Source organism: Mogibacterium diversum, assembly GCF_002998925.1.
Taxonomy (GTDB): domain Bacteria; phylum Bacillota; class Clostridia; order Peptostreptococcales; family Anaerovoracaceae; genus Mogibacterium; species Mogibacterium diversum.
This window is the reverse complement of the sequence record NZ_CP027228.1, coordinates 1,408,493-1,428,711: the sequence shown is the minus strand read 5'-3', so window position 1 is coordinate 1,428,711 and position 20,219 is coordinate 1,408,493. Positions and strand designations below refer to the sequence as shown.

Sequence of the window (20,219 nt, the reverse complement as noted above, 5' to 3'; positions counted from 1 at the left end):
TATTTACCGCTAAGTATTAATATTACTGATTTTAATACAAAATCCTTGTTTGATATACTCATGATGATAAATCGATATTATTTAAACAAGGAGGATACAATGAAAAAAGAAAAAAGTACCCTTATGATCATTACTGGGCTCGTGGTCGGCGCGGCTGCAGTGCTTCTCGTTAAGTATGGCAACCCTGCTAACATGGGCTTTTGTATTGCCTGCTTTTTGAGAGACACTACTGGTGCTCTTAAGCTCCACACTGCTCCAGTTGTGCAGTACGTTCGCCCTGAGATAATCGGACTTATTCTTGGCGCATTTATTATGTCCGTTTGCGGAAAAGAGTTTAAGGTTCGCGGTGGTTCATCTCCGATGACAAGATTCGTACTCTCGTTCTTCGTCATGGTAGGAGCTCTCATGTTCCTCGGCTGCCCACTCAGAATGATTCTCAGAATCGCTGGTGGAGACTGGAACGCAATCATCGGTCTGATTGGATTCTTCTGCGGAATTCTCGGCGGAATCGTATATCTCAAGAAGGGCTTCACGCTCAAGAAGTCAGTTCCACTAGGACCAACAGAAGGCATAGCGATGCCAGCGATAACAGTAGTACTGCTTGTTATCCTATGCGCATTCCCAGCACTTCTCGCATTCAGCAAAGAAGGCCCTGGATCTATGCATGCACCGCTCGCAATCTCGCTAATCGCAGGACTTGTTGTCGGCGTATTAGCACAGCGCACCAGACTGTGCATGGTTGGTGGACTCCGTGATGCAGTGCTATTCAAGGATTTCTATCTACTATCCGGATTTATCGCAATATTTGTTGCAGCCCTCATCGGAAACCTAGCACTAGGCTTCTTCCACGCTGGATTTGACAAGCAGCCGATCGCATTCAATGACTCTCTATGGAACTTCCTAGGAATGGTTCTCGTAGGACTAGGCTCCTGCCTACTCGGTGGCTGCCCACTTCGTCAGGTTGTACTTTCAGGAACTGGAAATGCAGACTCGGGAGTTGCAGTTCTCGGTCTAATCGTAGGTGCAGCTTTCTGCCACAACTTCGCACTAGCATCGACACCAATGGGACCAACTCCAAACGGAAAGATTGCAGTTGTGTTCGGAATTATCGTTACTGTAATTATCGGTCTGATGAATATAAGAAAAGCTAAGGAGGCATAAAATGACTAAGGTAGATGCAAGAGGGTACTCGTGCCCTGAACCAGTGATTATGACTCAGAACGCTGTAAAGGCTGGAACACCTGTTGAAGTTCTCGTAGACAGCATGACACCAGTTAAGAATATCTCTAGATATGCAGCTAACAACAAGCTATCTATGGAATACAGTGAAACGCCAGAAGGCGATTACCTGATTACACTCAAGTAATGTTTATCGCAACTTTCCATACGCATTTTGGAGCACAGCAGTTCCACAAGCAACAGAAAAGCATAGACAAAACCGCAACACTTATGCCGGTGCCTAGAGCTCTTAGCGCAGCCTGCGGGATATGCGTTTCGTTCGAGGTGGATAATGTCTCAGAACTCGTAGCAAATCATCCCGAAGATATCGAGGGAATATATCTGAGTGAAGGTTCGGAGTTCAAGGTTCTGTTCGAGGCTCCAGAAGAATAGCGTGATATACGTGATATACGTGATATAAATAAGCAATTTAATCAGGAACTGAAATGACCAGCCGCGTGGCTGGTCATTTGCTTATAAGCTTACTAATAAAACGATTAACATGTTTTAGAACCTACAGTCCTAGATAATCTGCAAATCTACATCTTCTCTGCAAACAGACCTACCTTCGACTTCAGGTCGATAGGACCGTAATATGAAACGGATACGTATGTGCTGCCTTTTCTGAGGAAGAGCAGTTGGTCACGTTTTGCAGCAGCGTCATTTGTATTCTTCTCATCTACGATATATGCCGCGTAGTCGAGGCCCTTATAATCAAAACGGTACTTGTCAAGAGACTTATTTGATACTTTGATGTCCGACTCTTCAAGTGCATTTTTACTGTTGTATTTCATGAATTCAGATGCGACCTTAGAAGACCTTGCCTTGTAGAGATTAACGCTGTAATAAAGGTCCATCACAGTATCTTCATCATTATTAGTATCTCTATCTACCTCAAGCTCTTCAGATACCATCCTAGGCATCAGTAGAGTTTTATCCTGATTTATATCAAAGGTAATCATATCGCCTTTGCCATCGTTGTAGTACTCGATTTTCTTATATACAGTCCTCCATGTATCAGGGTCAAATTCCGAGAAGCGCACAATCTCGTTCCCCTTGTACTTAAGAGCCTGTGTAAAGTCGCCAGATGATGTGATATCCATTGTCCTAGGGATGTCAATGATGCTCCATAGGGTTAGGACGATTGCAGTTATAATAAACGTCGCATTGACACAATACTTAAGTCTAAATCCCGAAGCCCCATAGAAATCCTTCTTTCTGTTCCTATTCAGTATGCTGATATATGTGAGCATACTTTGGAACCAGAACAAAAGCGCCAACGGTAATCCAATAAAAGTTATCGCCAAAGCGGAAAGCGGTTGATCAGCACTGCTGTAGAGAAGTGCTGAAGGTGATATAGTGAATCCTTGCACACTTCGACTGATGCTAAAAAGGGCTTCTGCAAAAAGAATTAGTATCCAAATAAAATTAGTAATCAAGCTCTTTCTATAGTACTTATGCTGACTCTGCACATCTGTAAATGGCTCTGGAGCATCTGGATCATCCGTGTAGAATATCATCACTGAGCCAGAACCATATATCAGATGCCAACCACAAGAAGCATATAAATCCAGTTCCTCCTGCGTTGTCTTGCTAGGCTTGTATGGCAAGATGCGATACCGCCTATCTCTTGGCTCGTCAACGGTGAATCTGCAAGTAAATAGATTATCGTTAGCGAGCAGCAGACCTTTTCTTGCCTGATATTCAAGCCAGTTCTGCTTATAGAACATATCAACTATGCCAAAAGGGCCATACTTTAACTTCGTTTTCTTATCCATGACACACCTCGTATTAAGCATTGTGCGATAACAACTGAATACAATGTAGCTACATCTTTGCTGCGAACAGTCCCACCTTCGACTTCAGATCGATAGGACCACTATATGCAACAACGACATATTTATTTCCCTTTCTGAGGAAAAGCATCTGCGTACCTAATTCATATGCAAATTCATCCTTTTCAGAAGCCCTGATATATGCCGCATAATCAAGACCATCGTATTTAAACCTCATATCTCGTATGCGTTTCTTCGATACGTCGAAGTTCATTCCTTCTAGCTGATTTTCTATATTAGATGGCATAAAGCGTGCGGCAATTTTTGCTGACTTAGCTTTGTATAGCTGAACATGATACATGAGATTTCCCCCAGATTTATCGCGCGTATATGTTCTAGAAGGCGCAGACAAGTCTTCCGAAGACATCTTTGTCATCATGATATTACGGTCATAGCTTGTTTCGTATGTTATGTCAGGATTATCGATATTTTTATTACCATCTCTGACTATCATATTCGCACGGACCTCATCCCAAGCGGATGGGTCAAATTCGGAAAACCTTACAAGCTCAGCATCCTTATATGCCAAAGCTTCTTTAAAGCTGCTTGTCATGATTCTCTTATCTGGAACGAAGATCACATATATAAAGAGACCCACCAGCAGCACGATAATCGCATTAATTAAAATCATATTTACATAACGTCTAACCTTAAAGCCAGAAGTCCTCTTAAAAGCTTCTCTTTTCAGTTGCCATATTAATCTAGCGTACTTAAAGACAATCGTCAGAGAAAACAAGACTAATAGTGGGCATATCACTAAATACAGGCATATAAATGGAGATAGCTGATCAGCTAGCTGATAATAAAAATCAACTGGATTTAAGACAAAGCCCTTCGAGCTGGGTCTTAGAATCCACAGTATGTAAATCGCAGTAACTATAGATGAAATGAGTGCAGAGAACAATCGCTTAGCATAATACTTCTTCTCTGTAACGGCATCTGTAAAAGGCTCTGGTACATTCTGATCGTCTGTATAGAACACAGTCGATGCATGCGTTCCTCGCACACATGTCCATCCACATGACTCATATATATCCAGCTCTTCCTGTTCGATCTTCTTTCTTTTCTCTGGCAGAATTCGGTACCTTCTCTCAGTTGGCTCGCCATATGCAAAGTCGTATATAAGGTAGCCGGTATATGTGAGAAGGAGTCCCTTTCTAGCCATATCCTCCAGCCAATTCTGTTCCTGATATATGTCAGCAAGATCAAAATAACAAATCTTCTGTTTAATCTTATCGCTCATAACTGCACCTCCGTGCATCACTAAGGCATGCTTCTAATCTTCGGATTTCATCCTGATATAACTGCTCTCCGCGCTCTGTAATGCTGTAAGAAATTCTCCTGCCATCTGGGGGCAGCTTCTTAATCAAATCCTCTGCCTGAAAAAGTGAGAGGAGTGAGTACAGAGTCCCTGGTCCTAGCTTGACCCTTCCGTCCGTGAGATCATTTACATAACTCGATATCTCCGTCCCGCACATATCAGAGCGGTGGAAACAAAGCAGTATGTAGAACATCGGCTCGGTTAATGGTTCTAATGATTTTTTGGCCATGTATAGCACCACCCCTTAATCAAATTTGCTGTAAGACTTCCTAATATCGTTAATCGATATTTCTAGCTAAAATATAATATCGTATTACGATATTGTCAATGAGATATGCAAAAAAAAATAGCATGTACTTTTTTAGTACATGCGGGTCATCTATATAAATGGATTTCATTGTCTCTGTTGCTCGATTTTCGAAGCTAAGCGTAGGGCGATATCACTAGCTATATCTTCAGACTGCCTTAGATAGCCGAGATTTTCATGCTTGAACTTAGAATATGTCCATCCTGCCGCACGAAATACTTTTCCGTATGCAGTCCAGACAGCAAGGGTTGCAGCCCTCATGAGGAGCTGTCTTTGAAGCTTAAGCCATCTACCTTGCTTAAAATCTCCTAGTGTATATGATTGGAAAATTACGTGAGGTATCTCATCGTGAAGCATCTGAGCACAGATTCTCTTTAGTGCTGGTGAGTCAGTAGCATCACTGAGAGCTGAGTAATAAGAGAGTGCGATAATCTCTGCGGTTACGAGGGTTACGACCTCAGGACGGAGATCGCTACGTCTACGGAGGCGGCGAAATGTCCTGTCGAGGAAATTGCTCTTGCGTAGCGGAAGCCCGTGATAGCGCATAAATTCACCCAGGTATGAGGAGTGGAAGTTTTCCTCCCTGATAAATAGCCTCATGACCTCGGGATATGTAGGTTCGGCAAACTTGCTAGCAAACGCCTCTGAGACCTTTATCAGGTGAAGTCCGTCGCTGTGCTCACCGATTTGAAATGCAGAAACAGAAGGCAGTATCAGCGCCTTGATATCGGCAGGTAGAGCGGCCTCCTTCGAGAAATCTATCTCCAGCCTGTGCTTGTCGTTTTCTCGGAAAAACTCCAGCCATTCGTCATAACTGTATTTTACCGATGTATCATTTCTGAGTTCGATCATGTGTGCCTCACTTGTTTGGATTTCCTTAATAATTCTTGTATGAAATATTGCAATATATGTTCGTTATTATAGCAGAAGCAATTAATAACATAAAATCCTGCACTATTATACTGAAAAATAAGCCTTTTTAGTGTTCTCTCATATGTTATCATAATGACAGATTAAGTCTCAAAAATTAGGTGATTGACATGATTACAAAGAAACAGTTTCAAACAAAATATAACTTAACGAAGAGAGAAATAGACGGCATCTGTGAATACTATGGGATAAAGAAGGATAAAGGGCAGTTTCAAATTCCTGACGATACCGAACCTGTTTACATACCCGATAAGAGGTTTGTAAAGAAAGAACTGCGTTTATACTTGTTCGTTTCCGACGCAATTCAGAGGAAGGTAAAGCTGGTACCAGAGCTATTCTACTCGACGGACGATGAAGTGCGAACGGTAGTGAGGGTTATGCGTGATAATGGTCTTCTCGTCAGAATTGAAGGTAGGCCAGAAGATAGCCTAGAGCATCAAGATTATATTCTTGGCCCTGAATTTGCGGACTGGAAGAGAAATGCCACTGAAAATTTCAAGCTGGTTAAGGAAATCCTGGGAATAGCAGTTGAGTCTAGCTCGAAGGGCGTGACTTCTGCGGTGCTTGAACACTATACGAGCATGTAAAAGAATTTTGACAAACAAAAACACCGCAACTCGTTAGAATTGCGGTGTTTTTAAATGGTGTCCCGAAGAGGATTCGAACCTCCGACACCCGCTTTAGGAGTACAGCTTAATAATCAGTAATTTCAACGACTGTAGCACCTGTTATCGCAGCGAGTAACACGGTATCACATTAACGCTGCTGCCTGATTTATAATTTCAAAATCAACATGTGTATATATATTGGCTGTCATTTGAATATCGGCATGTCCCATAAGGTACTGAGCAGTTCGAATATCCACACCTCGTTTTTGTAAATTCGTGCAAAATGTGTGGCGCAATGAATAAGCAGAAATATCTGTAGCTAGTGGGAATGGTGGTAGTAGTTGGTTCCTATATACTTTACATCCCATATCAATATTCATTAACCTGCAGAGGTGTGCCCATGCTCGCCTCTTGTTATCTTTATTCAAAGCCTTTCCATATCTATTTTTACAGAGTAGCTCAAAAGGACTAGCTGAAGAGGGAATAAACTGCGCAAGTCCATCTACAATAGGAACGTATCTGTCTGCAGCTTTTGTCTTTGTTCCGCGTATATGTAAATATCTGACATTCTCACGCATTACGATATCTCTGAATTCAACTGATGAAGCTTCCGATGGTCGACATCCAGCATAGTACATTAATGCAAAATAAAGAGGTTCGTAATGTTTACCTAGCACGTTTAAAAAATGTTTCTCTTCCGAAACTGTGAGTGAACGTCTAGGATTATAATATCCAGTTGGTTTTGCGAGGTGCTCCGTTGGGTCACTGTTGATAAATTTATTGATTTTCGCATACTTAAAAATAAAACGTAGCATTTGGTATGTATCATTTATAGTAGCTTTAGACTTATCAGCCTTAAGATTTAATACCTGCTGGCATACGATAGGTGACACATCCTTGAGAAGCATAGAGCCAATTTCATTAAGAACATATGACTGCATCTTTTGCAAATACTTTTCACGAGTGATAGAGCTTTGCCGTACCTTATATGTCTCAACACACTCAATCGCCCATGATGATACTGTTCGTTTTGCAGGATTAACCAATTCGTCATTCTCAAGAGCTTGACGTTTTAATACAAGCTTTTCAATCGCTTCTCGCTCATTCTTTCCATACACACAATACCGTTTACCATTATATGTGAATGACCTACGAATATAATCCATATCAGCCTCCCAAAATTAGGCACAAAAAGTGCCCTGCTTGTAATACAAAGGCATCGCTGATATACTCTTGTTGGAACTTTGTGTATCTAACAACGATGCCAATTTCTACAACCGTACCTGTTGCAGCAGGTGCGGTTATTTGCTATTAAAGATAGTATCAAATAAAAAACTAATGTTGCAAAAATCTAACATTAATGTATAATTTAGTTAACAAAGATAACTTGTGAAGGATAAACACTGGGTCCCAGAATGGGGTAAGCACGATATGCTGAGCATTCCTATGTGCCTGGGGTTATCTTTTTTTATTTGAGTTTTTTAGGCTCTCTACAAATTTCTTTGGATTCTTCTGAATTTCACATACGATAAATTCTACAAATTGTTGTGAATAAGTATAGTGATCTTGATTACCTATAGTATGTTTATAAGCGTACTTAATTTCGCGTTTTATATCATAAAAGTCAATTATTAAATTTAGTACGTATTGATTAAATCCTTTTTCATAGCCTAGCTTTATGCTTTTTTTCTCTAATTTAGTACGAACTGCTTCTATGACGTTCCCGTAAGAATACTTATGTGTGTCTGAAGGATCTTTAAGTTCTTTCATTATTGAAACATTGTTATCTGAGCCAGTGGCAATGCTTACAATGAAGTCAGCTTCAGCTTTCCTTTTTGTTATAAAAAGTTTTTGTTTTATTGGTATGGCAAATTTATCTGAATCATATGTTTCCGTTAACACATCAATGTCATTTGCTTGTTGAATAAGTTTTTCAGCAATTTCAGGTGGATATTTCAACTTAATATCTTCATTAGTCAAATCTTCATACCTAGCTGTTATAGTTAGAAAACCTTGAGAAATATATCTAGTTATATCTTTGCTATGGAAACGATTCAACTCATTCACATAATTTAAAACACATGCTTGAAATAAGGGTGCATACTTAACTTCATAATCTTCTGTTATAAGATGAGTACTGATATTTCTTAAATCAACAATTTTTTCTAAATTCAATCTTATACGAGTATCTTTATCAGAGTAGATTTTTTTAATCGTATCCGATATGCTGATAGTTCTATCTGGTTTCTTTGCATAATAAATATCCTCGCCTCTATTGAGAAGTTCTGCCTTTAACATTAATTCCCAAGCATTTACTATAAAAAAAGAAAATCCTTCAATTCTGTATTTTATTGTTGGTTTGTTGTAAACCTCTAAAGCTAATAAAAACGCTTCGATACTCTTATTTACAAGTTGTGGAACCATTGACCTTGTCTCAATCAATTCTCTTGATTTTTCGCAACTCATTAACTACTCCTTTCTATAATAGATACTCAAAAATAGAATCTCATCTAGCATGATAAGTACCGATACACTCGCCAACAATTAATGATTATTACATAATCTTTATCAAGTGGCTTACTCATCCTCATATCCTTTCTTGTAGTATGGCGATATTTTTTACTTCTTTACTTTTTCAAGCTTCATCTTTTTTTCTACACCTAGTGCAGATGCTTTATAGGTAATATATTTGCCGTCATAGGAGAACTCTTTTGTATCGTCTTGGGATGCCATCAAGGCGCTTTCGTGCTTTTCTTTATTAGCTGTTGAAGTCCATTTATAAACCTTTGTATATTTTGTTGGCTTTTCATATGTTCCAGACCAATATAGCGCTTTTGTGTCATCGCTCATCCAATAGATCTCAATAGTATCATCTGTAACGGTCGCCTGTTGCCATCCATCTTCGTCTCCGTTGACTTGCTTCCATTCGCCTGTTAGGTTATATGGCTTCTTCGGCTTGGATGCTTTCTGTTTGCTGTTGCAAGCTGTCATTCCAAATACAACGGTTAGCATTACTAATAGAGTGATTAATTTCTTCATAATGTTCTCATCCTTTCTTAATCACAGAGCAGGTCCCAACACTCTATAAACGACAATCAATTATCTAGCATGATAGGTGCCTATGCATTCACCAACGATTAGTACGTCATCTACATCAATAAACGCAGCAGTATAATCCGCATTACATGGTTGGAGCATCATCTTATTATCTACCTTGTATAGTTTCTTTAGTGATGCAGATTCCTCAGCACCATAGCATACTGCGTAGATCTCTCCGTCTATGAAGTCAAAATCTTTCTTGAGGAAAGCAACATCACCATCATATATGTTTGCATCAATCATAGAGTCACCTTTAACTTGTAGACAGTAGTCAGCCTTGATAGATCTATCTACCAAGAAATAGCCTTCAAAGTTCTCCTCGCAGTGAATACCGTTGCCCGCACAAATAGTACCCAGGATAGGAATTTGTCGACCAGCTGGCACCATTATGTTTGATGGAAGGGGACGACCTAAAGCCCTCTTCTCGATATCAGTTTCTACTAACTCGCTAATAGATATGTGAAATATATCAGCCAGTTGCCTCAACACTCCCATATTAGGCTCTGAATCGCCAGTTTCCCACTTCTGAATAGTTGTAAAAGACTTATAACCAACCATTTCTGCGAGTTCTTCTTGAGAAAGATTTCTTTGTTTTCTTAAAAATCTGATATTACTTGAAAAACTCATAAAAACTCCTTATTTTCTAATGATTTATATGTGCATACATTATATCTTAAGTAGAAACAAAATCAAGTAAACTTGATAAAAAAACAAGAAAAGTTGAAATAATTTCAAAAAAGCTATTGACACTTGAAATTATTTCATGTAATGTTGTGACAACAAGAATTGAATTTAAGAAAGGAATGGTAAAAATAGAATGAAATACTCATTAAAGGAGTTAAGAGCCAGGCTCTGCTTAACACAAGCAGAAATGGCTGAAAATCTAGGAGTTTCAACACAGACGTACAACTCGTGGGAGAATGATTTTTCGAAAGTGAAAATGAAGGATGCGCTAAAAATAGCAAAGTTATGTGGGATATCAATAGATGAATTTAAGTTTTAATTTTTTTTAGCAGTTACTTGAAATTATTTCATGTAACACAGAAGGAGAAGACTAAGTGATGAAGAGGGAAAACCAAGGAGGAAAAGAAATGATTGATGGAACAATGATAACACTAGTCGGATTACGAAGTCAGGAAGATGCAAAGCGAATAGCAACAGCATTAAGTGAAATTTATGGAGCAAATGTCACATACACGTATAACGATAAGTATCCACATACGCATATCTTTGTAGAGAAAGAAATTCCATTCCATATAAATCACACAGAAGGTGATTTAGAACGTATTGATGAATACTTAAGAAGAGAACCAATAGTGATGTTGGTAAACGGAGAAAAAGAACTTAAAACCTTAAAGACTGATGCAGAAAAGGAATCTGAAAAAGAAGAGAAATCTCTTTCACACTATTTGCGAAAAGAAGCACGAATTATAACTGAGGTGCAAGAAATTCTGGCTAATGAAATAAAGGCCCGACTGTCATCAGATGGATGCACAATTTCTCTTTTGCAACTGGTCGAGCCTCTAGCCAAACTGAGAATTAAAGGCTAATAAGAGACATTCTGATTTTTAGAAATAACATCCTTGTCAGCCTTAACAACAGCTTCATGGATTGCTGTAAACATTTCTCCGATAACCTTACCGTGTTCTTCGCCTAAAAGGGTAATGGTTGATGCGGATAGTGCTGCAACGGTAATGTCTCTAGCAATCTGCAAAGTTGATTCATAATCACAAGCCATTTCAAAAAACTCCTTTCTAAAAACTCGGCTGTTGGAGCAGCCTGTAAAGGGAGTATATCACAAGGAGGAACACGGAGAGAAATGCAACTAGTAACAGTAATAGCAATAGTATCCATAGCACTAAACATAGCGTTACTGATATGGGGAATGGCACAAAAAATTGGGCTTTACGCAACAACATGGATTCTAGTTGAAAAACAAGTTGAAGTTAATGCAAACGACATGCGAAAAGCCCAAGAAAAGGTGATAAAAAAACTATTTAGAATTAAGACTTAAGCTTCTCAATTATTACTTGTGAAGCTACAGACATAATAGCCTGTACTGATGAAGACCCAAGAAAAGACAGTTTCTGCTTAACGGTTTCCCAAGTCGATTGATTGCGGATGTTTTCAAGAAACTGATGACCTTCATAAGTAAGCTGTTGAATCTCATTAACTATAAAGCCTCTATTTACTGGAAAGTCGAAAATCTTTAAAAAACCTCCTTCTTTCAATTTTAAACAGGTGTAGGTTAATTCGTCCTCAGAATAATTAGGCAATAACGAGATTAAATCGGTCATTGGTAAAGAATCGTTTAATGGTAAATGTTCTTCAACTACAAGAAGAACATCTCTCATACAATCAGGATTTAAACGCATAAAAAACTCCTTTCTAAAACAAATAACTATATAGGAGATTATACAGCACAGAAACTGTATCACAAACAAAAGAAAGTATAAGAGGGAAAAGATAGTGATTAAACATTACATAACAAAGTATGAAGAAGACGGAAAGCTATATGCAGAAGCATGGATACAGATAAACATATTTGGAAGATGCTACTGCATATCTAGAAAGAGACTTGAGATTAAGAGCTGAAGAGGGAGAAGGAAATATGAAAGAAAAAGATAAAGGCGAGCAAATATTTGAAAGCCCATTAGAATTAGTGGCCTGTATATTGGGTTCGCTAGTGGGTACAGCTGTAGGGTTTTGGCTTGCTGACGTTATAGGAAGTATTTTTCTATAAATTTCACCAATAGAGCTACAGAGACAGATGTTAAAACACCAGATATAAAGCCAGAAATAAATCGTTTAGTAACACGGTCAAACCAAAATGCTTTTGCATGTTTTAACTCTGGAGAAATGGAAAATCCAACAGTGCACCACGAGTTAACAGAAGGAATTAAATACCCAGCATTGATAAGTCTATCAAGAGAAGCCTTAATTTCAGACTTATCAATGGGAACGCTGTAACGTTTATCTTCAAACAATATTTCGCTTTCGTCAATATCATAGAAGAACTCTGAATCATAAGAATCAGAAATCTTAAGAATAGTTTTTGAAAGCTTGCGATCAATTCTAATCATAAAACACCTCCATAGGGGGATTGTACATCAAAGCGAGTATAAAAGTCGATAAAAAGAATGATGAAGAGGGAGAAGAATATGCATGAAGTAATTAATTATCTTCCATCGGCACCAGATTGGCCGCAGGCAATTGAAGTGCGATTCTATCTATCACGCCACGATTGGTGTGAACTTCAAAAGAAAGAATATTGGAAGAAGGTAGCTGAATATCTGGCCCAACTGGAAACAAAACATAACCAGACGTAGCAGAAAGAGCGGGTATGTTAATAGGTATTTCCATCGAATAATGCTTTTCTTGATTAGTCACAGTTGAACCAGAGCGGCTAGTTCGAGAGAGCACTATATCAGGAACCTCTAAACAATGAATGGGTTTATCTTCAATGATTAAATTAATAGCTGTTATAGCAACAGGTAGAGTTGATTCATTAGAAAAGCTCATATAGAGAAGAATGAAGTTCGTTCTACTTTTAATTAATTTAGACAATATTCTGATTCTTATATTGAGGCGACTCTTTAGCCACATATAGAACCATGAAGAAAAACCACCGAGAAGCCCAATGATAGAAATAGTTATAGAAATCATATCGAAAGTTGTCATTTGAATCCTCCTTATAAAAATTTTGTTAGGAAGATTATACATCAAAGGAAGGACAAGGACATGGACAAACAAGTAATAGTACGAGACATAAAAAGGGAAGTTGGGAACTGGCCATGCCAGTCTGACATAGCTAGGTATCTAGGAAAATCTAGAGACTACGTAATGACTCTAATGGAGGGGTGTGAATACATCACCGACGGAAAGAAAAAGCAATATCTTGCAGCAGATGTAGCAGAGCGACTGATGAGTAAAAGGAGGAGCAACTAATGAAAAACACTATAGAAGCAATCAAGTTTATATTTTCTAACGAAGATGGAGACATTGAACCAATAGCAGTAGTTGGATCAATTGCAGCTGCACTATTCATACCGATGTTGTGGATATTTCTATACGCGGCAGGTTGTAGGTAAGGAGGTCATAAATGGCAATTATGTGCATGGCATTAATCGGTATAGCAATAATGCTCACCGAGATACATCGATACATGGTGTACAAGGGAGAGATTGAACAGGAGGAAAGAAATGGAAGGTTTATGTAAAAACTGCGGGCAGATGCATTTAGTATCTGCAGAGACTCAGGAAGAAGCGGATAGAATCGCTAGTGAATCGTGCGATTGTGAGAACGAGGCAAAATGGCATCGCATGATGGAAGAGAATGTTGAGATGTTATGCGGAGAGCAGTCGAGGGATCTAAACTTCATACCGCTAGATGATACAAGTCTTAGGTATGTGAAAACAACATGCGAACTGATCCATGCAGGATTTATCAGTAATGCAAAATTCAGCGCGGCCAATAGCGAAATCAAAATTAATGGAGTGTTGGGTAAGGTTGATATCAAGCGTACAAAGAAGCAGACAAACCAGATGACAATTTAGGAGGGTAATGTGGATATTGATAGAAGAAAGCGATATTTCGGAGATATCCTCTCCGAAGAACAACTTACAAGAACGGAGCTTCCAGATATTGAAGATGCAATTGTAGAAGAGCTGGCACTTCCGGTTGTTAGTGCTGAAAACAAGAGTGAAGGTAATTTGGGAAAATCCTTATTCCTGTAGTGTGAAATGAAAAGAGAAATATTAGACGAGTATTACCAAACTTGCCCATTTCCTAAACCAAAGACAACAAAGAAAAAGAAAAAAGTCAATGGATGGAAAAACAAGAAGTACAGGAGATGTAAGTATTGCGGAGAAGGGAATGCAGAAAGACATGAAGTATTCTTTGGAGCTAATAGACAAGCATCTATTGATAACAAGTTCCAGGTAGATGTGTGTCGAAAACACCATGAGGAGCTACATGCTAACAGTACAGAGTGGGCAATAAGCGAAAATAAAAAGCTTAGACAACATTATCAACTCAAGTATGAAATTGAGTTGATAGAGAAAGGCTGTACAGCAGAGCAAGCAAGAAGAGAATGGATGAGGCTAATTGGACGCGATTACTTGTAGGAGGTATCAAAATGAACTGGACAGTAGTAACAGTAACGGCAATCGTTTGTCTAACACTAGCATTCATGGTAGCGGTAGGCGATAAGAGAAAATAATGTTTCGCGTTAAATCAGAATGTGATGTGTGTGGTTTTGAGCATCCGACACAAGGAGACAACCGAGCGTTCAGGTGGTGCCGTAGAATACGCGGCACAGTGTGTGATCAGTGCTGTAAGAAGTGCGAGTATAACGACGACTGGCATTGCAGATTTGATCCTATCGGCAAAGCTCGTATGTACGAACTAACCTACGCTAACAATGATGATGAGAGAAGGATATCGAAGTTTGAAGACCGTCTAAGGCAAACGAAAAACGAATCATCAAGAGAATTAATGAACAATATTATTGAGCAGATTAAAGAAAGAATAGCTGAACGAGATAAAGAATACGAGAGTATTCACAGCGGGGAAGTTATTCTGACAAAGGAGTAAATCATGGATAGAATCAACGAAGCAAGAGCGAAAATCACAGAGGAATCGCTAGAAATAAAAGGTGCGTTAGCTACGTTTATAGAAGAAACGATAAACGAACGCTGCACTACAGAAGAAGTAGCAAACAAGATCCTTGATGGCAAGAAGTCCATCAAGGATTTAATAAACAATATAAGAAACAAAGCGAAAGAAAAAGCTGTTAATAACATGGCTGCAATCTCAGATGAAGAAGTGAGAGATATGGTACTGAAGTATTACGAGATTGACGATACAAAGTCGCAGAGTACAGATGTAGTAGATATCCTAGATCTTATTTAAGGAGTCGGTCATGGAATACATATATCGCAATCTAGAGAACATACCTGTTGATATCGAGTATCCGGATGATTTTGAAAACATAGTTACAGATACACTGTGTAAACCAATCATATATAACAGGTTTAAAAAGGTGGCGCATTGTCCCAAGTTCGGAGAAACGTTTGATTACGTGGACACGATAAGAAAGGGAGACTGGTTGCCATACAGAGGTGAAAATAGAACATTCATGCCGCACACATGCCATCCGCTGTTAAGTGGCCAAACATACGTGTGGATGTTCTATAGAGATGAAACAATCTACTTCGTAGTTGTATATGCTTCCTGGATATATAACGGAGAAGAAGTCGCCGATATGAGGGATGTCACACAGATATATATAGAGCAGATTGTGTGCATATCTCAAGAAGAACAATTCATGTATGCAAATCAAGGAACATATCGAGGCGGATGGACGAGATATCAAGATGGTTCAATTCACCTGATAGATAAAGGCTATGTATATAACCTTGTAAATCAAGAACAGCTACAAGATACGTTCCTTAAGTACATGGATATACATGTTAGATGTGCAGACTACATGATAAAGGAAGCTGCAGTATGTGCAAAGTATCCTCAGGTGGAATTTATAAAAAAGGCTGGACTAGAAGAAATTATTGAACGCAAGGTTGTGAAACTACCATCCTACATTGGTCCAAACTGGAGAGCAAAGTCAATTCCTAAATTTTTAGGAATAACTCACCAGGATATAGAGAAGCTTAAAAGCTGGGGGATGTTCGATGTAGACAACATAGCAACTTACAAAATATTAGCCAGTCAAGGTAAAGTGAAAAAGCACCATATTGGACTAGTGAAAAGGGAATTCCAAACATCGGAGCTATATGAGAATAGGAAAAAAGAAAACTTTGTAAGGCTAGCAACATACTTTGATAAGCAAAAGAAACGAATGAAGGAAGATAGTAACTACATCAATCACAGCATTAAGTGGATGTACAGTGATTACATTAAACAGCTAGAGAAACTCGGATATCCGTTAAATGATTATTACAGATACCCAAAGAATCTTAAAGAATCACATGATCGCATATCAGAAGAATATCTAGCTATGAAGGACAAGATAAGGAAGGAAGCGGATAAAGAACGACAAGAGAAGTTTGAAAAAGAGTTTCTGCCGAGATTAGAAAAAATGTGCTGGAGAGATAGTAGGTACTTGATAAGGCCTCTAAGGAACAGAACAGAGTTCAACAAAGAAGGTCGCAACAATCATAACTGCGTAGCCTCCTACTATGAAACAGCAACAGAAGGAGGAACATCGATATTTGTTCTAAGGAAAATCGAAGCTGAAGAGGAATCCTTTGTAACTGTCGAAATTGACCTGCAAAAAGGAAAGTTAAAGCAGTGCTATGGAAAAGGCAACAGACTGCCAGAAAAAGAAGTTAAAGAATGGGTGGAAAAGTGGCTAGTAAGGATGATGAAAAAATTAAAGTACGCTGATAAAGCCACAATGAAAGGAGCAGCATAATGAACGAGATTACAAATGTTGAGTATGAAGTACAGAAAGAGCTGACAGATAAAACAACTGAGGAACTGCAGATAGAAGTTAATGGACTATATCACCAGATGGAGATGATAGGCAACATCGCAATGATGATTGCGGCAAATGCCGGACAGCGCCTGTTGGTGATTAAGGATAGATTAAATCATGGTGAGTTTGAATCATGGTGTGAATCACATCTAGATTTTTCCAAAAGAAAAGCAGAGATGATGATGTCTCTGGCCAAAAGATGTGAAGAAGAAAATAGCTTATTTTCAAAAACGCAAACGTTTGCGGATTTGAGCATTTCCAAGGTGTTTGCGCTTTTAGCGGCACCTGAAGAGGTAGCTGTAGAGGTGGTAGAAAACAATGATATTTCTGAAATGACTGTTAGAGAACTGAAGGAAGAAATTGCAGACCTTAAATCTCAAAATACAGAGATAGTTGAACTAAAAAGCAGAATTAAAGAGCTGGAACAAGAAAAGGCAGAACCAGGAACAAGCTCTGATGAACTCGAGAAAAGAGATAAAGAGATTGAAGAGCTGAAAGAAAAGCTGAAGAAGGAAAAAGAAAAGGCAAAGCAGATCAAGAGCAAGAATGATGAAGAGGTCAAGAAAGCTCTTGAAGAAGCAAGAGTTGAATTAGACAGGGAGGTTGAAAAGGCAGTCGCTACAGCAAAGGTCCAGGCAAAAGCTGAAAACATGAAAACTGAAGAGGAACTATCAAAGGCTAGAGCTGAGGTTGAAAAGCTCAATGCAGCTGTAGCAAGCGGAGAAGTTTTAACAGCATTTAGGATTAATGTTAACAATCTGCAGACTACATTCAATGAGTGCATGAATCAGCTTAGCCAGATGGATAAGGAATCTGCTGAAAAGTTCAAAGGAGCATTGAAGAAGATTCTTACAACTGAACTCGAAACACTATCTAAATAAAGAGGTAAACATGGAAGATGAAGTAATAATGGAATTTCTAGCAAGTGAATTCATAGCTGAGAAAAAGCGACTGCCAGAAGGAACTGAAGTAGATGCACTGGCAATAGGCTTTTTGGCAGGAACTAAATTAATGAATCAGATAACAGAAGGAGCACTACAGATTTATGAAGATTAAGTGGGTAAAGAAAATAGAAAGAATATCAGACGCAGGAGATGTAAAGGAATCGATTTACAAACCTGAAAACGGTAAAGGCGGCATATCCATAGAAACAGTAAAGAAAGCTATCAGACTACAGAGCGGTAGCAGATGGGAAACAAATTCCATAAAGATACATAAAGATGGAGCGGTTCTCAAAACAAACTATGACACGTTTGAGAAAGCATGTGCAGCTGCAGAAAGGATGATGCATTAATCATGAATATGACAACAAAAGAATTTCTAGAAACTGCTAACAAAGAAATGAGCCGCAAGGTGTGGGAACACTATGGAAAAGAAACACAGAAAAAGAAATTCATTGAAGAACTATCGGAGTTAATAACAGCATTGGCCAAAGAAGATAGAAGAGCTATTGGAGAAGAAATGGCAGATGTAAAAGTTATGATAATGCAGTTTGAAAACGGAATGGAGATAGACACACTTCCAATCATGAATTACAAGCTACATAGACAGTTAGCAAGGATAGAAAACGAAAACAACAATAAATAGTTTATAGAGGTGGTGATTATAAATATAAAGCTCCTTAAGTTATATAGATTGTTCAATGCCATAGCGAATCACCACCTTTATATATAAGGAGAAAAAATGAATCAAGTAATACTGATTGGCAGATTAACAAGAGATCCAGAACTTGTGTATACACCAGGCAATCAAACTGCAGTAACACACTTTAGCATTGCAGTAGATAGACATGGAACACAAGGACGAGAGAAACAGACGGACTTCATTCGAATAACAACATTTGGTAAGCAAGCAGAGAACTGCGATAGATATCTACATAAAGGAAAGCAGGTAGCTGTGAATGGAAGAATACAAACAGGCAGCTATAAGAACAAAGAAGGACAGACGATATATACAACAGATGTAATTGCTAACAATGTAGAGTTCCTGGGTAGTAGTCAGCAAGGAACTCCAAGACAGCCAGACGAAGCATATAGCGATAGTGCACCAAACTATCAAGAAGAGCTGCCGGATGGCTTTGAAGCAACTGAAGAGGATATACCATTCTAGGTAGTAAAGGAGAATAACAAAGAGATGGACAAATTAGAAATACTTCAAAAGTCTGACACAGCAAGCGAAACATTCATAATGATATTGGTTGAACGTCAGATAGAAACTATAGCGAATGAAATTTTGCAAATTGGAGAAACTAAATTTAACAAATACATATGTGAAATTACAGAACACGGATACTGGCTATTACAAGAAAAGAGAAGAGGTCCAATAGGAAAAAATGATATGAAACTGTAGCAACAACTTAATAAGGATAAAGAGCACAAAATAGTAGGTAACTTAACTATACAAGCTACAGATCATATAAATCTGCAGATGGTCGCAAGGCCATCTGCATAACCATAGGAAATAAAAACTACATATATATAGAAGAAAAGAAAAGGCGGTGAGAATCCGCCATGAAGGTTCATCAGAGTATTATCACTAGGTTCATCGGGAGAATAACAATGTTAGAAAGAGTCATTAGAGAAACATGCATAGCCGGAGCAGTTATTGATAGATGCATAAAGGCAAGCTTCCCTCGTGGTGGAAAAAGAAAGAAAAAGGAAAAAGCTACATCGGATGCTGTAAAAAAGAATAATGACATGCTAGCGTTAAAGAATTTAACTAGACTAATTAATTTAAACTTTTATCCTGGTGATTTGCATACAACACTTACCTACGCAGAAGAGCTATCACCTGAAAAGGCTAACAGCGAATTGGAAAAGTGGATAAAGAGAATGAGACGCGAATATAAGAAACTTGATAAGGAGTTTTACTATATCGCAGTAACTGAATTTAAGAACAAGCGAATTCACCATCATGTAGTTATGAACTACATAGATTTTCAAGTAATCAATAGACAGTGGAAGATGGGAAGAATTCGCTGTACTCCATTAGATAAAACACGCAACTACAGAGTGCTTGCTGAATACTTGATTAAGGAAACACAGAAGACATTTCGAGAGCCAGAGAATGCTACAAAGCGTAGATGGAAACCAAGTCGCAACTTAAAGCGCCCAGTTGTAAAGAGAGAATGGGTATCAATAAGTCAATTGTTTCAGAATCTTGATGATATAAAACCTCTAAAGGGATATGAGATTGATAGAGATACATTACGCAAGTATACAAATCCAGTAACAAAACTAGATCATCTTGAGTATCAAATGGTATCCAATGAAGCAGTGCCAAGGCTTAGCGTATGGAGAAAAGGAAAGAAGGTTAATCGAAACGAAACGTATAGAAAGATGGATGAGATGCGTCAAATGGATATGGAACTAGAGGACCATGCAGCAGTCTGGGATGTGCTGTAGGA

At 38.5% G+C, this 20,219-nt stretch carries 36 protein-coding genes; 24 read left to right on the top strand and 12 right to left on the bottom strand.

The features are described 5' to 3' along the window. Nucleotides 1-99 precede the first annotated feature (99 nt). The 3 genes from yedE to C5Q96_RS06875 are packed head-to-tail and all read left to right on the top strand — an operon-like array spanning nt 100 to nt 1,611. Entirely contained in the window at nt 100-1,161 is a 1,062-nt protein-coding gene (yedE, locus tag C5Q96_RS06885; protein WP_106057640.1) for a YedE family putative selenium transporter, read from the top strand. A gap of 1 nt (nt 1,162) precedes the next feature. Further along, nucleotides 1,163-1,366: a sulfurtransferase TusA family protein gene (locus C5Q96_RS06880; protein WP_106057639.1), complete on the top strand. Its 204-nt coding sequence runs from the start codon at nt 1,163-1,165 to the stop codon at nt 1,364-1,366. Continuing rightward, entirely contained in the window at nt 1,366-1,611 is a 246-nt protein-coding gene (locus tag C5Q96_RS06875; protein WP_106057638.1) for a DUF3343 domain-containing protein, read from the top strand. Before C5Q96_RS06880 ends, C5Q96_RS06875 begins: the two co-directional genes overlap by 1 nt. A gap of 146 nt (nt 1,612-1,757) precedes the next feature. Here C5Q96_RS06875 and C5Q96_RS06870 read toward each other — a convergent pair whose 3' ends face one another. The 4 genes from C5Q96_RS06870 to C5Q96_RS06855 all read right to left on the bottom strand — a co-directional run bounded on the left by C5Q96_RS06870 (nt 1,758) and on the right by C5Q96_RS06855 (nt 5,533). Next, nucleotides 1,758-2,996: a DUF2812 domain-containing protein gene (locus C5Q96_RS06870; protein ID WP_158696713.1), complete on the bottom strand. Its 1,239-nt coding sequence runs from the start codon at nt 2,994-2,996 to the stop codon at nt 1,758-1,760. A 49-nt stretch (nt 2,997-3,045) separates the two neighbouring features. Next, a complete protein-coding gene (locus C5Q96_RS06865; RefSeq protein ID WP_158696712.1) occupies nt 3,046-4,296 on the bottom strand; it encodes a DUF2812 domain-containing protein in 1,251 nt (416 codons plus the stop codon). Continuing rightward, a complete protein-coding gene (locus tag C5Q96_RS06860) occupies nt 4,286-4,603 on the bottom strand; it encodes a PadR family transcriptional regulator (protein ID WP_106057635.1) in 318 nt (105 codons plus the stop codon). The genes C5Q96_RS06865 and C5Q96_RS06860 overlap by 11 nt, the downstream gene beginning before the upstream one ends. Nucleotides 4,604-4,768: 165 nt before the next feature. Then, nucleotides 4,769-5,533, bottom strand: a complete 765-nt coding sequence (locus C5Q96_RS06855) for a hypothetical protein (RefSeq protein WP_205763991.1) — start codon at nt 5,531-5,533, stop codon at nt 4,769-4,771. 188 nt (nt 5,534-5,721) lie between these two features. On the opposite strand from C5Q96_RS06855, the gene C5Q96_RS06850 reads away from it, so the two are divergent. Then, nucleotides 5,722-6,198, top strand: a complete 477-nt coding sequence (locus C5Q96_RS06850) for a hypothetical protein (protein ID WP_106057634.1) — start codon at nt 5,722-5,724, stop codon at nt 6,196-6,198. Nucleotides 6,199-6,362: 164 nt separating this feature from the next. Here C5Q96_RS06850 and C5Q96_RS06845 read toward each other — a convergent pair whose 3' ends face one another. The 4 genes from C5Q96_RS06845 to C5Q96_RS06830 form a co-directional block, all read right to left on the bottom strand. Next, nucleotides 6,363-7,385: a tyrosine-type recombinase/integrase gene (locus C5Q96_RS06845; RefSeq protein WP_106057633.1), complete on the bottom strand. Its 1,023-nt coding sequence runs from the start codon at nt 7,383-7,385 to the stop codon at nt 6,363-6,365. Between the two features lie 292 nt (nt 7,386-7,677). Then, nucleotides 7,678-8,685 (bottom strand): DUF3644 domain-containing protein, encoded by a 1,008-nt coding sequence (locus C5Q96_RS06840; RefSeq protein ID WP_170035502.1) that lies wholly within the window; start codon nt 8,683-8,685, stop codon nt 7,678-7,680. A gap of 153 nt (nt 8,686-8,838) precedes the next feature. Continuing rightward, nucleotides 8,839-9,258: a hypothetical protein gene (locus C5Q96_RS06835; RefSeq protein ID WP_106057632.1), complete on the bottom strand. Its 420-nt coding sequence runs from the start codon at nt 9,256-9,258 to the stop codon at nt 8,839-8,841. 60 nt (nt 9,259-9,318) lie between these two features. After that, nucleotides 9,319-9,945, bottom strand: a complete 627-nt coding sequence (locus C5Q96_RS06830; protein WP_106057631.1) for a LexA family protein — start codon at nt 9,943-9,945, stop codon at nt 9,319-9,321. A 190-nt stretch (nt 9,946-10,135) separates the two neighbouring features. Between C5Q96_RS06830 and C5Q96_RS06825 the strand changes: the two genes are divergently transcribed. Both C5Q96_RS06825 and C5Q96_RS06820 read left to right on the top strand, forming a co-directional pair. Further along, a complete protein-coding gene (locus C5Q96_RS06825; RefSeq protein ID WP_106057630.1) occupies nt 10,136-10,321 on the top strand; it encodes a helix-turn-helix transcriptional regulator in 186 nt (61 codons plus the stop codon). Between the two features lie 55 nt (nt 10,322-10,376). Then, entirely contained in the window at nt 10,377-10,868 is a 492-nt protein-coding gene (locus tag C5Q96_RS06820; protein WP_158696711.1) for a hypothetical protein, read from the top strand. Here C5Q96_RS06820 and C5Q96_RS06815 read toward each other — a convergent pair. Next, nucleotides 10,865-11,056, bottom strand: a complete 192-nt coding sequence (locus C5Q96_RS06815; protein ID WP_106057628.1) for a hypothetical protein — start codon at nt 11,054-11,056, stop codon at nt 10,865-10,867. The two genes, C5Q96_RS06820 and C5Q96_RS06815, sit on opposite strands and share 4 nt — an antisense overlap. An 81-nt stretch (nt 11,057-11,137) precedes the next feature. On the opposite strand from C5Q96_RS06815, the gene C5Q96_RS06810 reads away from it, so the two are divergent. Next, nucleotides 11,138-11,332: a hypothetical protein gene (locus C5Q96_RS06810; RefSeq protein WP_106057627.1), complete on the top strand. Its 195-nt coding sequence runs from the start codon at nt 11,138-11,140 to the stop codon at nt 11,330-11,332. Here the strand turns inward: C5Q96_RS06810 and C5Q96_RS06805 are convergent. Beyond that, entirely contained in the window at nt 11,322-11,693 is a 372-nt protein-coding gene (locus tag C5Q96_RS06805; protein WP_106057626.1) for a DUF2513 domain-containing protein, read from the bottom strand. The two genes, C5Q96_RS06810 and C5Q96_RS06805, sit on opposite strands and share 11 nt — an antisense overlap. 94 nt (nt 11,694-11,787) lie before the next feature. Here C5Q96_RS06805 and C5Q96_RS08830 point away from each other — a divergent pair, with 94 nt between their 5' ends. Both C5Q96_RS08830 and C5Q96_RS08825 read left to right on the top strand, forming a co-directional pair. Then, the gene (locus C5Q96_RS08830) at nt 11,788-11,913 is read left to right on the top strand and encodes a hypothetical protein (RefSeq protein WP_277612252.1); all 126 of its coding nucleotides are present in this window, start codon (nt 11,788-11,790) and stop codon (nt 11,911-11,913) included. Nucleotides 11,914-11,929: 16 nt separating this feature from the next. Then, complete coding sequence (locus C5Q96_RS08825; protein ID WP_277612251.1) at nt 11,930-12,061, top strand: hypothetical protein; 132 nt, start codon at nt 11,930-11,932, stop codon at nt 12,059-12,061. On the opposite strand, the gene C5Q96_RS06800 is transcribed toward C5Q96_RS08825, so the two are convergent. Both C5Q96_RS06800 and C5Q96_RS06795 read right to left on the bottom strand, forming a co-directional pair. Next, on the bottom strand, nt 12,039-12,401 hold the full coding sequence (locus C5Q96_RS06800) for a hypothetical protein (RefSeq protein WP_106057625.1): 363 nt from the start codon (nt 12,399-12,401) through the stop codon (nt 12,039-12,041). The two genes, C5Q96_RS08825 and C5Q96_RS06800, sit on opposite strands and share 23 nt — an antisense overlap. A 91-nt stretch (nt 12,402-12,492) precedes the next feature. After that, the gene (locus tag C5Q96_RS06795) at nt 12,493-12,999 is read right to left on the bottom strand and encodes a hypothetical protein (protein ID WP_106057624.1); all 507 of its coding nucleotides are present in this window, start codon (nt 12,997-12,999) and stop codon (nt 12,493-12,495) included. Nucleotides 13,000-13,059: 60 nt separating this feature from the next. On the opposite strand from C5Q96_RS06795, the gene C5Q96_RS06790 reads away from it, so the two are divergent. From C5Q96_RS06790 to C5Q96_RS06735, 15 genes are all read left to right on the top strand, one after another. Then, nucleotides 13,060-13,266 carry a hypothetical protein gene (locus C5Q96_RS06790; RefSeq protein ID WP_106057623.1) on the top strand — a complete coding sequence of 69 codons (207 nt, stop codon included), beginning with the start codon at nt 13,060-13,062 and terminating at the stop codon, nt 13,264-13,266. Beyond that, entirely contained in the window at nt 13,266-13,409 is a 144-nt protein-coding gene (locus tag C5Q96_RS08725; RefSeq protein WP_170035500.1) for a hypothetical protein, read from the top strand. The genes C5Q96_RS06790 and C5Q96_RS08725 overlap by 1 nt, the downstream gene beginning before the upstream one ends. Nucleotides 13,410-13,520: 111 nt before the next feature. Further along, entirely contained in the window at nt 13,521-13,874 is a 354-nt protein-coding gene (locus C5Q96_RS06785; RefSeq protein WP_106057622.1) for a hypothetical protein, read from the top strand. Between the two features lie 9 nt (nt 13,875-13,883). Continuing rightward, complete coding sequence (locus C5Q96_RS08645) at nt 13,884-14,054, top strand: hypothetical protein (protein ID WP_158696710.1); 171 nt, start codon at nt 13,884-13,886, stop codon at nt 14,052-14,054. A 6-nt stretch (nt 14,055-14,060) separates the two neighbouring features. After that, complete coding sequence (locus C5Q96_RS06780) at nt 14,061-14,444, top strand: hypothetical protein (protein ID WP_106057621.1); 384 nt, start codon at nt 14,061-14,063, stop codon at nt 14,442-14,444. Between the two features lie 94 nt (nt 14,445-14,538). Continuing rightward, nucleotides 14,539-14,913, top strand: coding sequence for a hypothetical protein (locus C5Q96_RS06775; protein ID WP_106057620.1), 375 nt, complete (start codon nt 14,539-14,541; stop codon nt 14,911-14,913). A gap of 3 nt (nt 14,914-14,916) precedes the next feature. Further along, nucleotides 14,917-15,231, top strand: a complete 315-nt coding sequence (locus C5Q96_RS06770; RefSeq protein WP_106057619.1) for a Cas9 inhibitor AcrIIA9 family protein — start codon at nt 14,917-14,919, stop codon at nt 15,229-15,231. A 10-nt stretch (nt 15,232-15,241) separates the two neighbouring features. Beyond that, the gene (locus C5Q96_RS06765; protein ID WP_106057618.1) at nt 15,242-16,750 is read left to right on the top strand and encodes a PcfJ domain-containing protein; all 1,509 of its coding nucleotides are present in this window, start codon (nt 15,242-15,244) and stop codon (nt 16,748-16,750) included. Further along, on the top strand, nt 16,750-17,694 hold the full coding sequence (locus tag C5Q96_RS06760) for a DUF3102 domain-containing protein (RefSeq protein ID WP_106057617.1): 945 nt from the start codon (nt 16,750-16,752) through the stop codon (nt 17,692-17,694). Before C5Q96_RS06765 ends, C5Q96_RS06760 begins: the two co-directional genes overlap by 1 nt. 10 nt (nt 17,695-17,704) lie before the next feature. After that, nucleotides 17,705-17,869: a hypothetical protein gene (locus tag C5Q96_RS08640; RefSeq protein WP_158696709.1), complete on the top strand. Its 165-nt coding sequence runs from the start codon at nt 17,705-17,707 to the stop codon at nt 17,867-17,869. After that, on the top strand, nt 17,859-18,107 hold the full coding sequence (locus C5Q96_RS06755) for a hypothetical protein (RefSeq protein ID WP_106057616.1): 249 nt from the start codon (nt 17,859-17,861) through the stop codon (nt 18,105-18,107). Before C5Q96_RS08640 ends, C5Q96_RS06755 begins: the two co-directional genes overlap by 11 nt. A 2-nt stretch (nt 18,108-18,109) precedes the next feature. Further along, a complete protein-coding gene (locus C5Q96_RS06750; RefSeq protein ID WP_106057615.1) occupies nt 18,110-18,400 on the top strand; it encodes a MazG nucleotide pyrophosphohydrolase domain-containing protein in 291 nt (96 codons plus the stop codon). Between the two features lie 96 nt (nt 18,401-18,496). Then, nucleotides 18,497-18,922: a single-stranded DNA-binding protein gene (locus C5Q96_RS06745; RefSeq protein WP_106057614.1), complete on the top strand. Its 426-nt coding sequence runs from the start codon at nt 18,497-18,499 to the stop codon at nt 18,920-18,922. A 24-nt stretch (nt 18,923-18,946) separates the two neighbouring features. Beyond that, nucleotides 18,947-19,162 carry a hypothetical protein gene (locus tag C5Q96_RS06740; protein ID WP_106057613.1) on the top strand — a complete coding sequence of 72 codons (216 nt, stop codon included), beginning with the start codon at nt 18,947-18,949 and terminating at the stop codon, nt 19,160-19,162. Between the two features lie 209 nt (nt 19,163-19,371). Beyond that, nucleotides 19,372-20,217, top strand: a complete 846-nt coding sequence (locus C5Q96_RS06735; RefSeq protein ID WP_106057612.1) for a rolling circle replication-associated protein — start codon at nt 19,372-19,374, stop codon at nt 20,215-20,217. Nucleotides 20,218-20,219: the final 2 nt, after the last annotated feature.

Excerpts from the sequence above, each read along its gene's own strand:
- yedE (WP_106057640.1), top strand. The coding sequence starts at position 100 with ATGAAAAAAGAAAAAAGTACCCTTATGATCATTACTGGGCTCGTGGTC.
- C5Q96_RS06880 (WP_106057639.1), top strand. The coding sequence starts at position 1,163 with ATGACTAAGGTAGATGCAAGAGGGTACTCGTGCCCTGAACCAGTGATT.
- C5Q96_RS06875 (WP_106057638.1), top strand. The coding sequence starts at position 1,366 with ATGTTTATCGCAACTTTCCATACGCATTTTGGAGCACAGCAGTTCCAC.
- C5Q96_RS06870 (WP_158696713.1), bottom strand. The coding sequence starts at position 2,996 with ATGGATAAGAAAACGAAGTTAAAGTATGGCCCTTTTGGCATAGTTGAT.
- C5Q96_RS06865 (WP_158696712.1), bottom strand. The coding sequence starts at position 4,296 with ATGAGCGATAAGATTAAACAGAAGATTTGTTATTTTGATCTTGCTGAC.
- C5Q96_RS06860 (WP_106057635.1), bottom strand. The coding sequence starts at position 4,603 with ATGGCCAAAAAATCATTAGAACCATTAACCGAGCCGATGTTCTACATA.
- C5Q96_RS06855 (WP_205763991.1), bottom strand. The coding sequence starts at position 5,533 with ATGATCGAACTCAGAAATGATACATCGGTAAAATACAGTTATGACGAA.
- C5Q96_RS06850 (WP_106057634.1), top strand. The coding sequence starts at position 5,722 with ATGATTACAAAGAAACAGTTTCAAACAAAATATAACTTAACGAAGAGA.
- C5Q96_RS06845 (WP_106057633.1), bottom strand. The coding sequence starts at position 7,385 with ATGGATTATATTCGTAGGTCATTCACATATAATGGTAAACGGTATTGT.
- C5Q96_RS06840 (WP_170035502.1), bottom strand. The coding sequence starts at position 8,685 with ATGAGTTGCGAAAAATCAAGAGAATTGATTGAGACAAGGTCAATGGTT.
- C5Q96_RS06835 (WP_106057632.1), bottom strand. The coding sequence starts at position 9,258 with ATGAAGAAATTAATCACTCTATTAGTAATGCTAACCGTTGTATTTGGA.
- C5Q96_RS06830 (WP_106057631.1), bottom strand. The coding sequence starts at position 9,945 with ATGAGTTTTTCAAGTAATATCAGATTTTTAAGAAAACAAAGAAATCTT.
- C5Q96_RS06825 (WP_106057630.1), top strand. The coding sequence starts at position 10,136 with ATGAAATACTCATTAAAGGAGTTAAGAGCCAGGCTCTGCTTAACACAA.
- C5Q96_RS06815 (WP_106057628.1), bottom strand. The coding sequence starts at position 11,056 with ATGGCTTGTGATTATGAATCAACTTTGCAGATTGCTAGAGACATTACC.
- C5Q96_RS06810 (WP_106057627.1), top strand. The coding sequence starts at position 11,138 with ATGCAACTAGTAACAGTAATAGCAATAGTATCCATAGCACTAAACATA.
- C5Q96_RS06805 (WP_106057626.1), bottom strand. The coding sequence starts at position 11,693 with ATGCGTTTAAATCCTGATTGTATGAGAGATGTTCTTCTTGTAGTTGAA.
- C5Q96_RS08825 (WP_277612251.1), top strand. The coding sequence starts at position 11,930 with ATGAAAGAAAAAGATAAAGGCGAGCAAATATTTGAAAGCCCATTAGAA.
- C5Q96_RS06800 (WP_106057625.1), bottom strand. The coding sequence starts at position 12,401 with ATGATTAGAATTGATCGCAAGCTTTCAAAAACTATTCTTAAGATTTCT.
- C5Q96_RS06795 (WP_106057624.1), bottom strand. The coding sequence starts at position 12,999 with ATGACAACTTTCGATATGATTTCTATAACTATTTCTATCATTGGGCTT.
- C5Q96_RS06790 (WP_106057623.1), top strand. The coding sequence starts at position 13,060 with ATGGACAAACAAGTAATAGTACGAGACATAAAAAGGGAAGTTGGGAAC.
- C5Q96_RS08725 (WP_170035500.1), top strand. The coding sequence starts at position 13,266 with ATGAAAAACACTATAGAAGCAATCAAGTTTATATTTTCTAACGAAGAT.
- C5Q96_RS06785 (WP_106057622.1), top strand. The coding sequence starts at position 13,521 with ATGGAAGGTTTATGTAAAAACTGCGGGCAGATGCATTTAGTATCTGCA.
- C5Q96_RS06780 (WP_106057621.1), top strand. The coding sequence starts at position 14,061 with ATGAAAAGAGAAATATTAGACGAGTATTACCAAACTTGCCCATTTCCT.
- C5Q96_RS06775 (WP_106057620.1), top strand. The coding sequence starts at position 14,539 with ATGTTTCGCGTTAAATCAGAATGTGATGTGTGTGGTTTTGAGCATCCG.
- C5Q96_RS06770 (WP_106057619.1), top strand. The coding sequence starts at position 14,917 with ATGGATAGAATCAACGAAGCAAGAGCGAAAATCACAGAGGAATCGCTA.
- C5Q96_RS06765 (WP_106057618.1), top strand. The coding sequence starts at position 15,242 with ATGGAATACATATATCGCAATCTAGAGAACATACCTGTTGATATCGAG.
- C5Q96_RS06760 (WP_106057617.1), top strand. The coding sequence starts at position 16,750 with ATGAACGAGATTACAAATGTTGAGTATGAAGTACAGAAAGAGCTGACA.
- C5Q96_RS08640 (WP_158696709.1), top strand. The coding sequence starts at position 17,705 with ATGGAAGATGAAGTAATAATGGAATTTCTAGCAAGTGAATTCATAGCT.
- C5Q96_RS06755 (WP_106057616.1), top strand. The coding sequence starts at position 17,859 with ATGAAGATTAAGTGGGTAAAGAAAATAGAAAGAATATCAGACGCAGGA.
- C5Q96_RS06750 (WP_106057615.1), top strand. The coding sequence starts at position 18,110 with ATGAATATGACAACAAAAGAATTTCTAGAAACTGCTAACAAAGAAATG.
- C5Q96_RS06745 (WP_106057614.1), top strand. The coding sequence starts at position 18,497 with ATGAATCAAGTAATACTGATTGGCAGATTAACAAGAGATCCAGAACTT.
- C5Q96_RS06740 (WP_106057613.1), top strand. The coding sequence starts at position 18,947 with ATGGACAAATTAGAAATACTTCAAAAGTCTGACACAGCAAGCGAAACA.
- C5Q96_RS06735 (WP_106057612.1), top strand. The coding sequence starts at position 19,372 with ATGTTAGAAAGAGTCATTAGAGAAACATGCATAGCCGGAGCAGTTATT.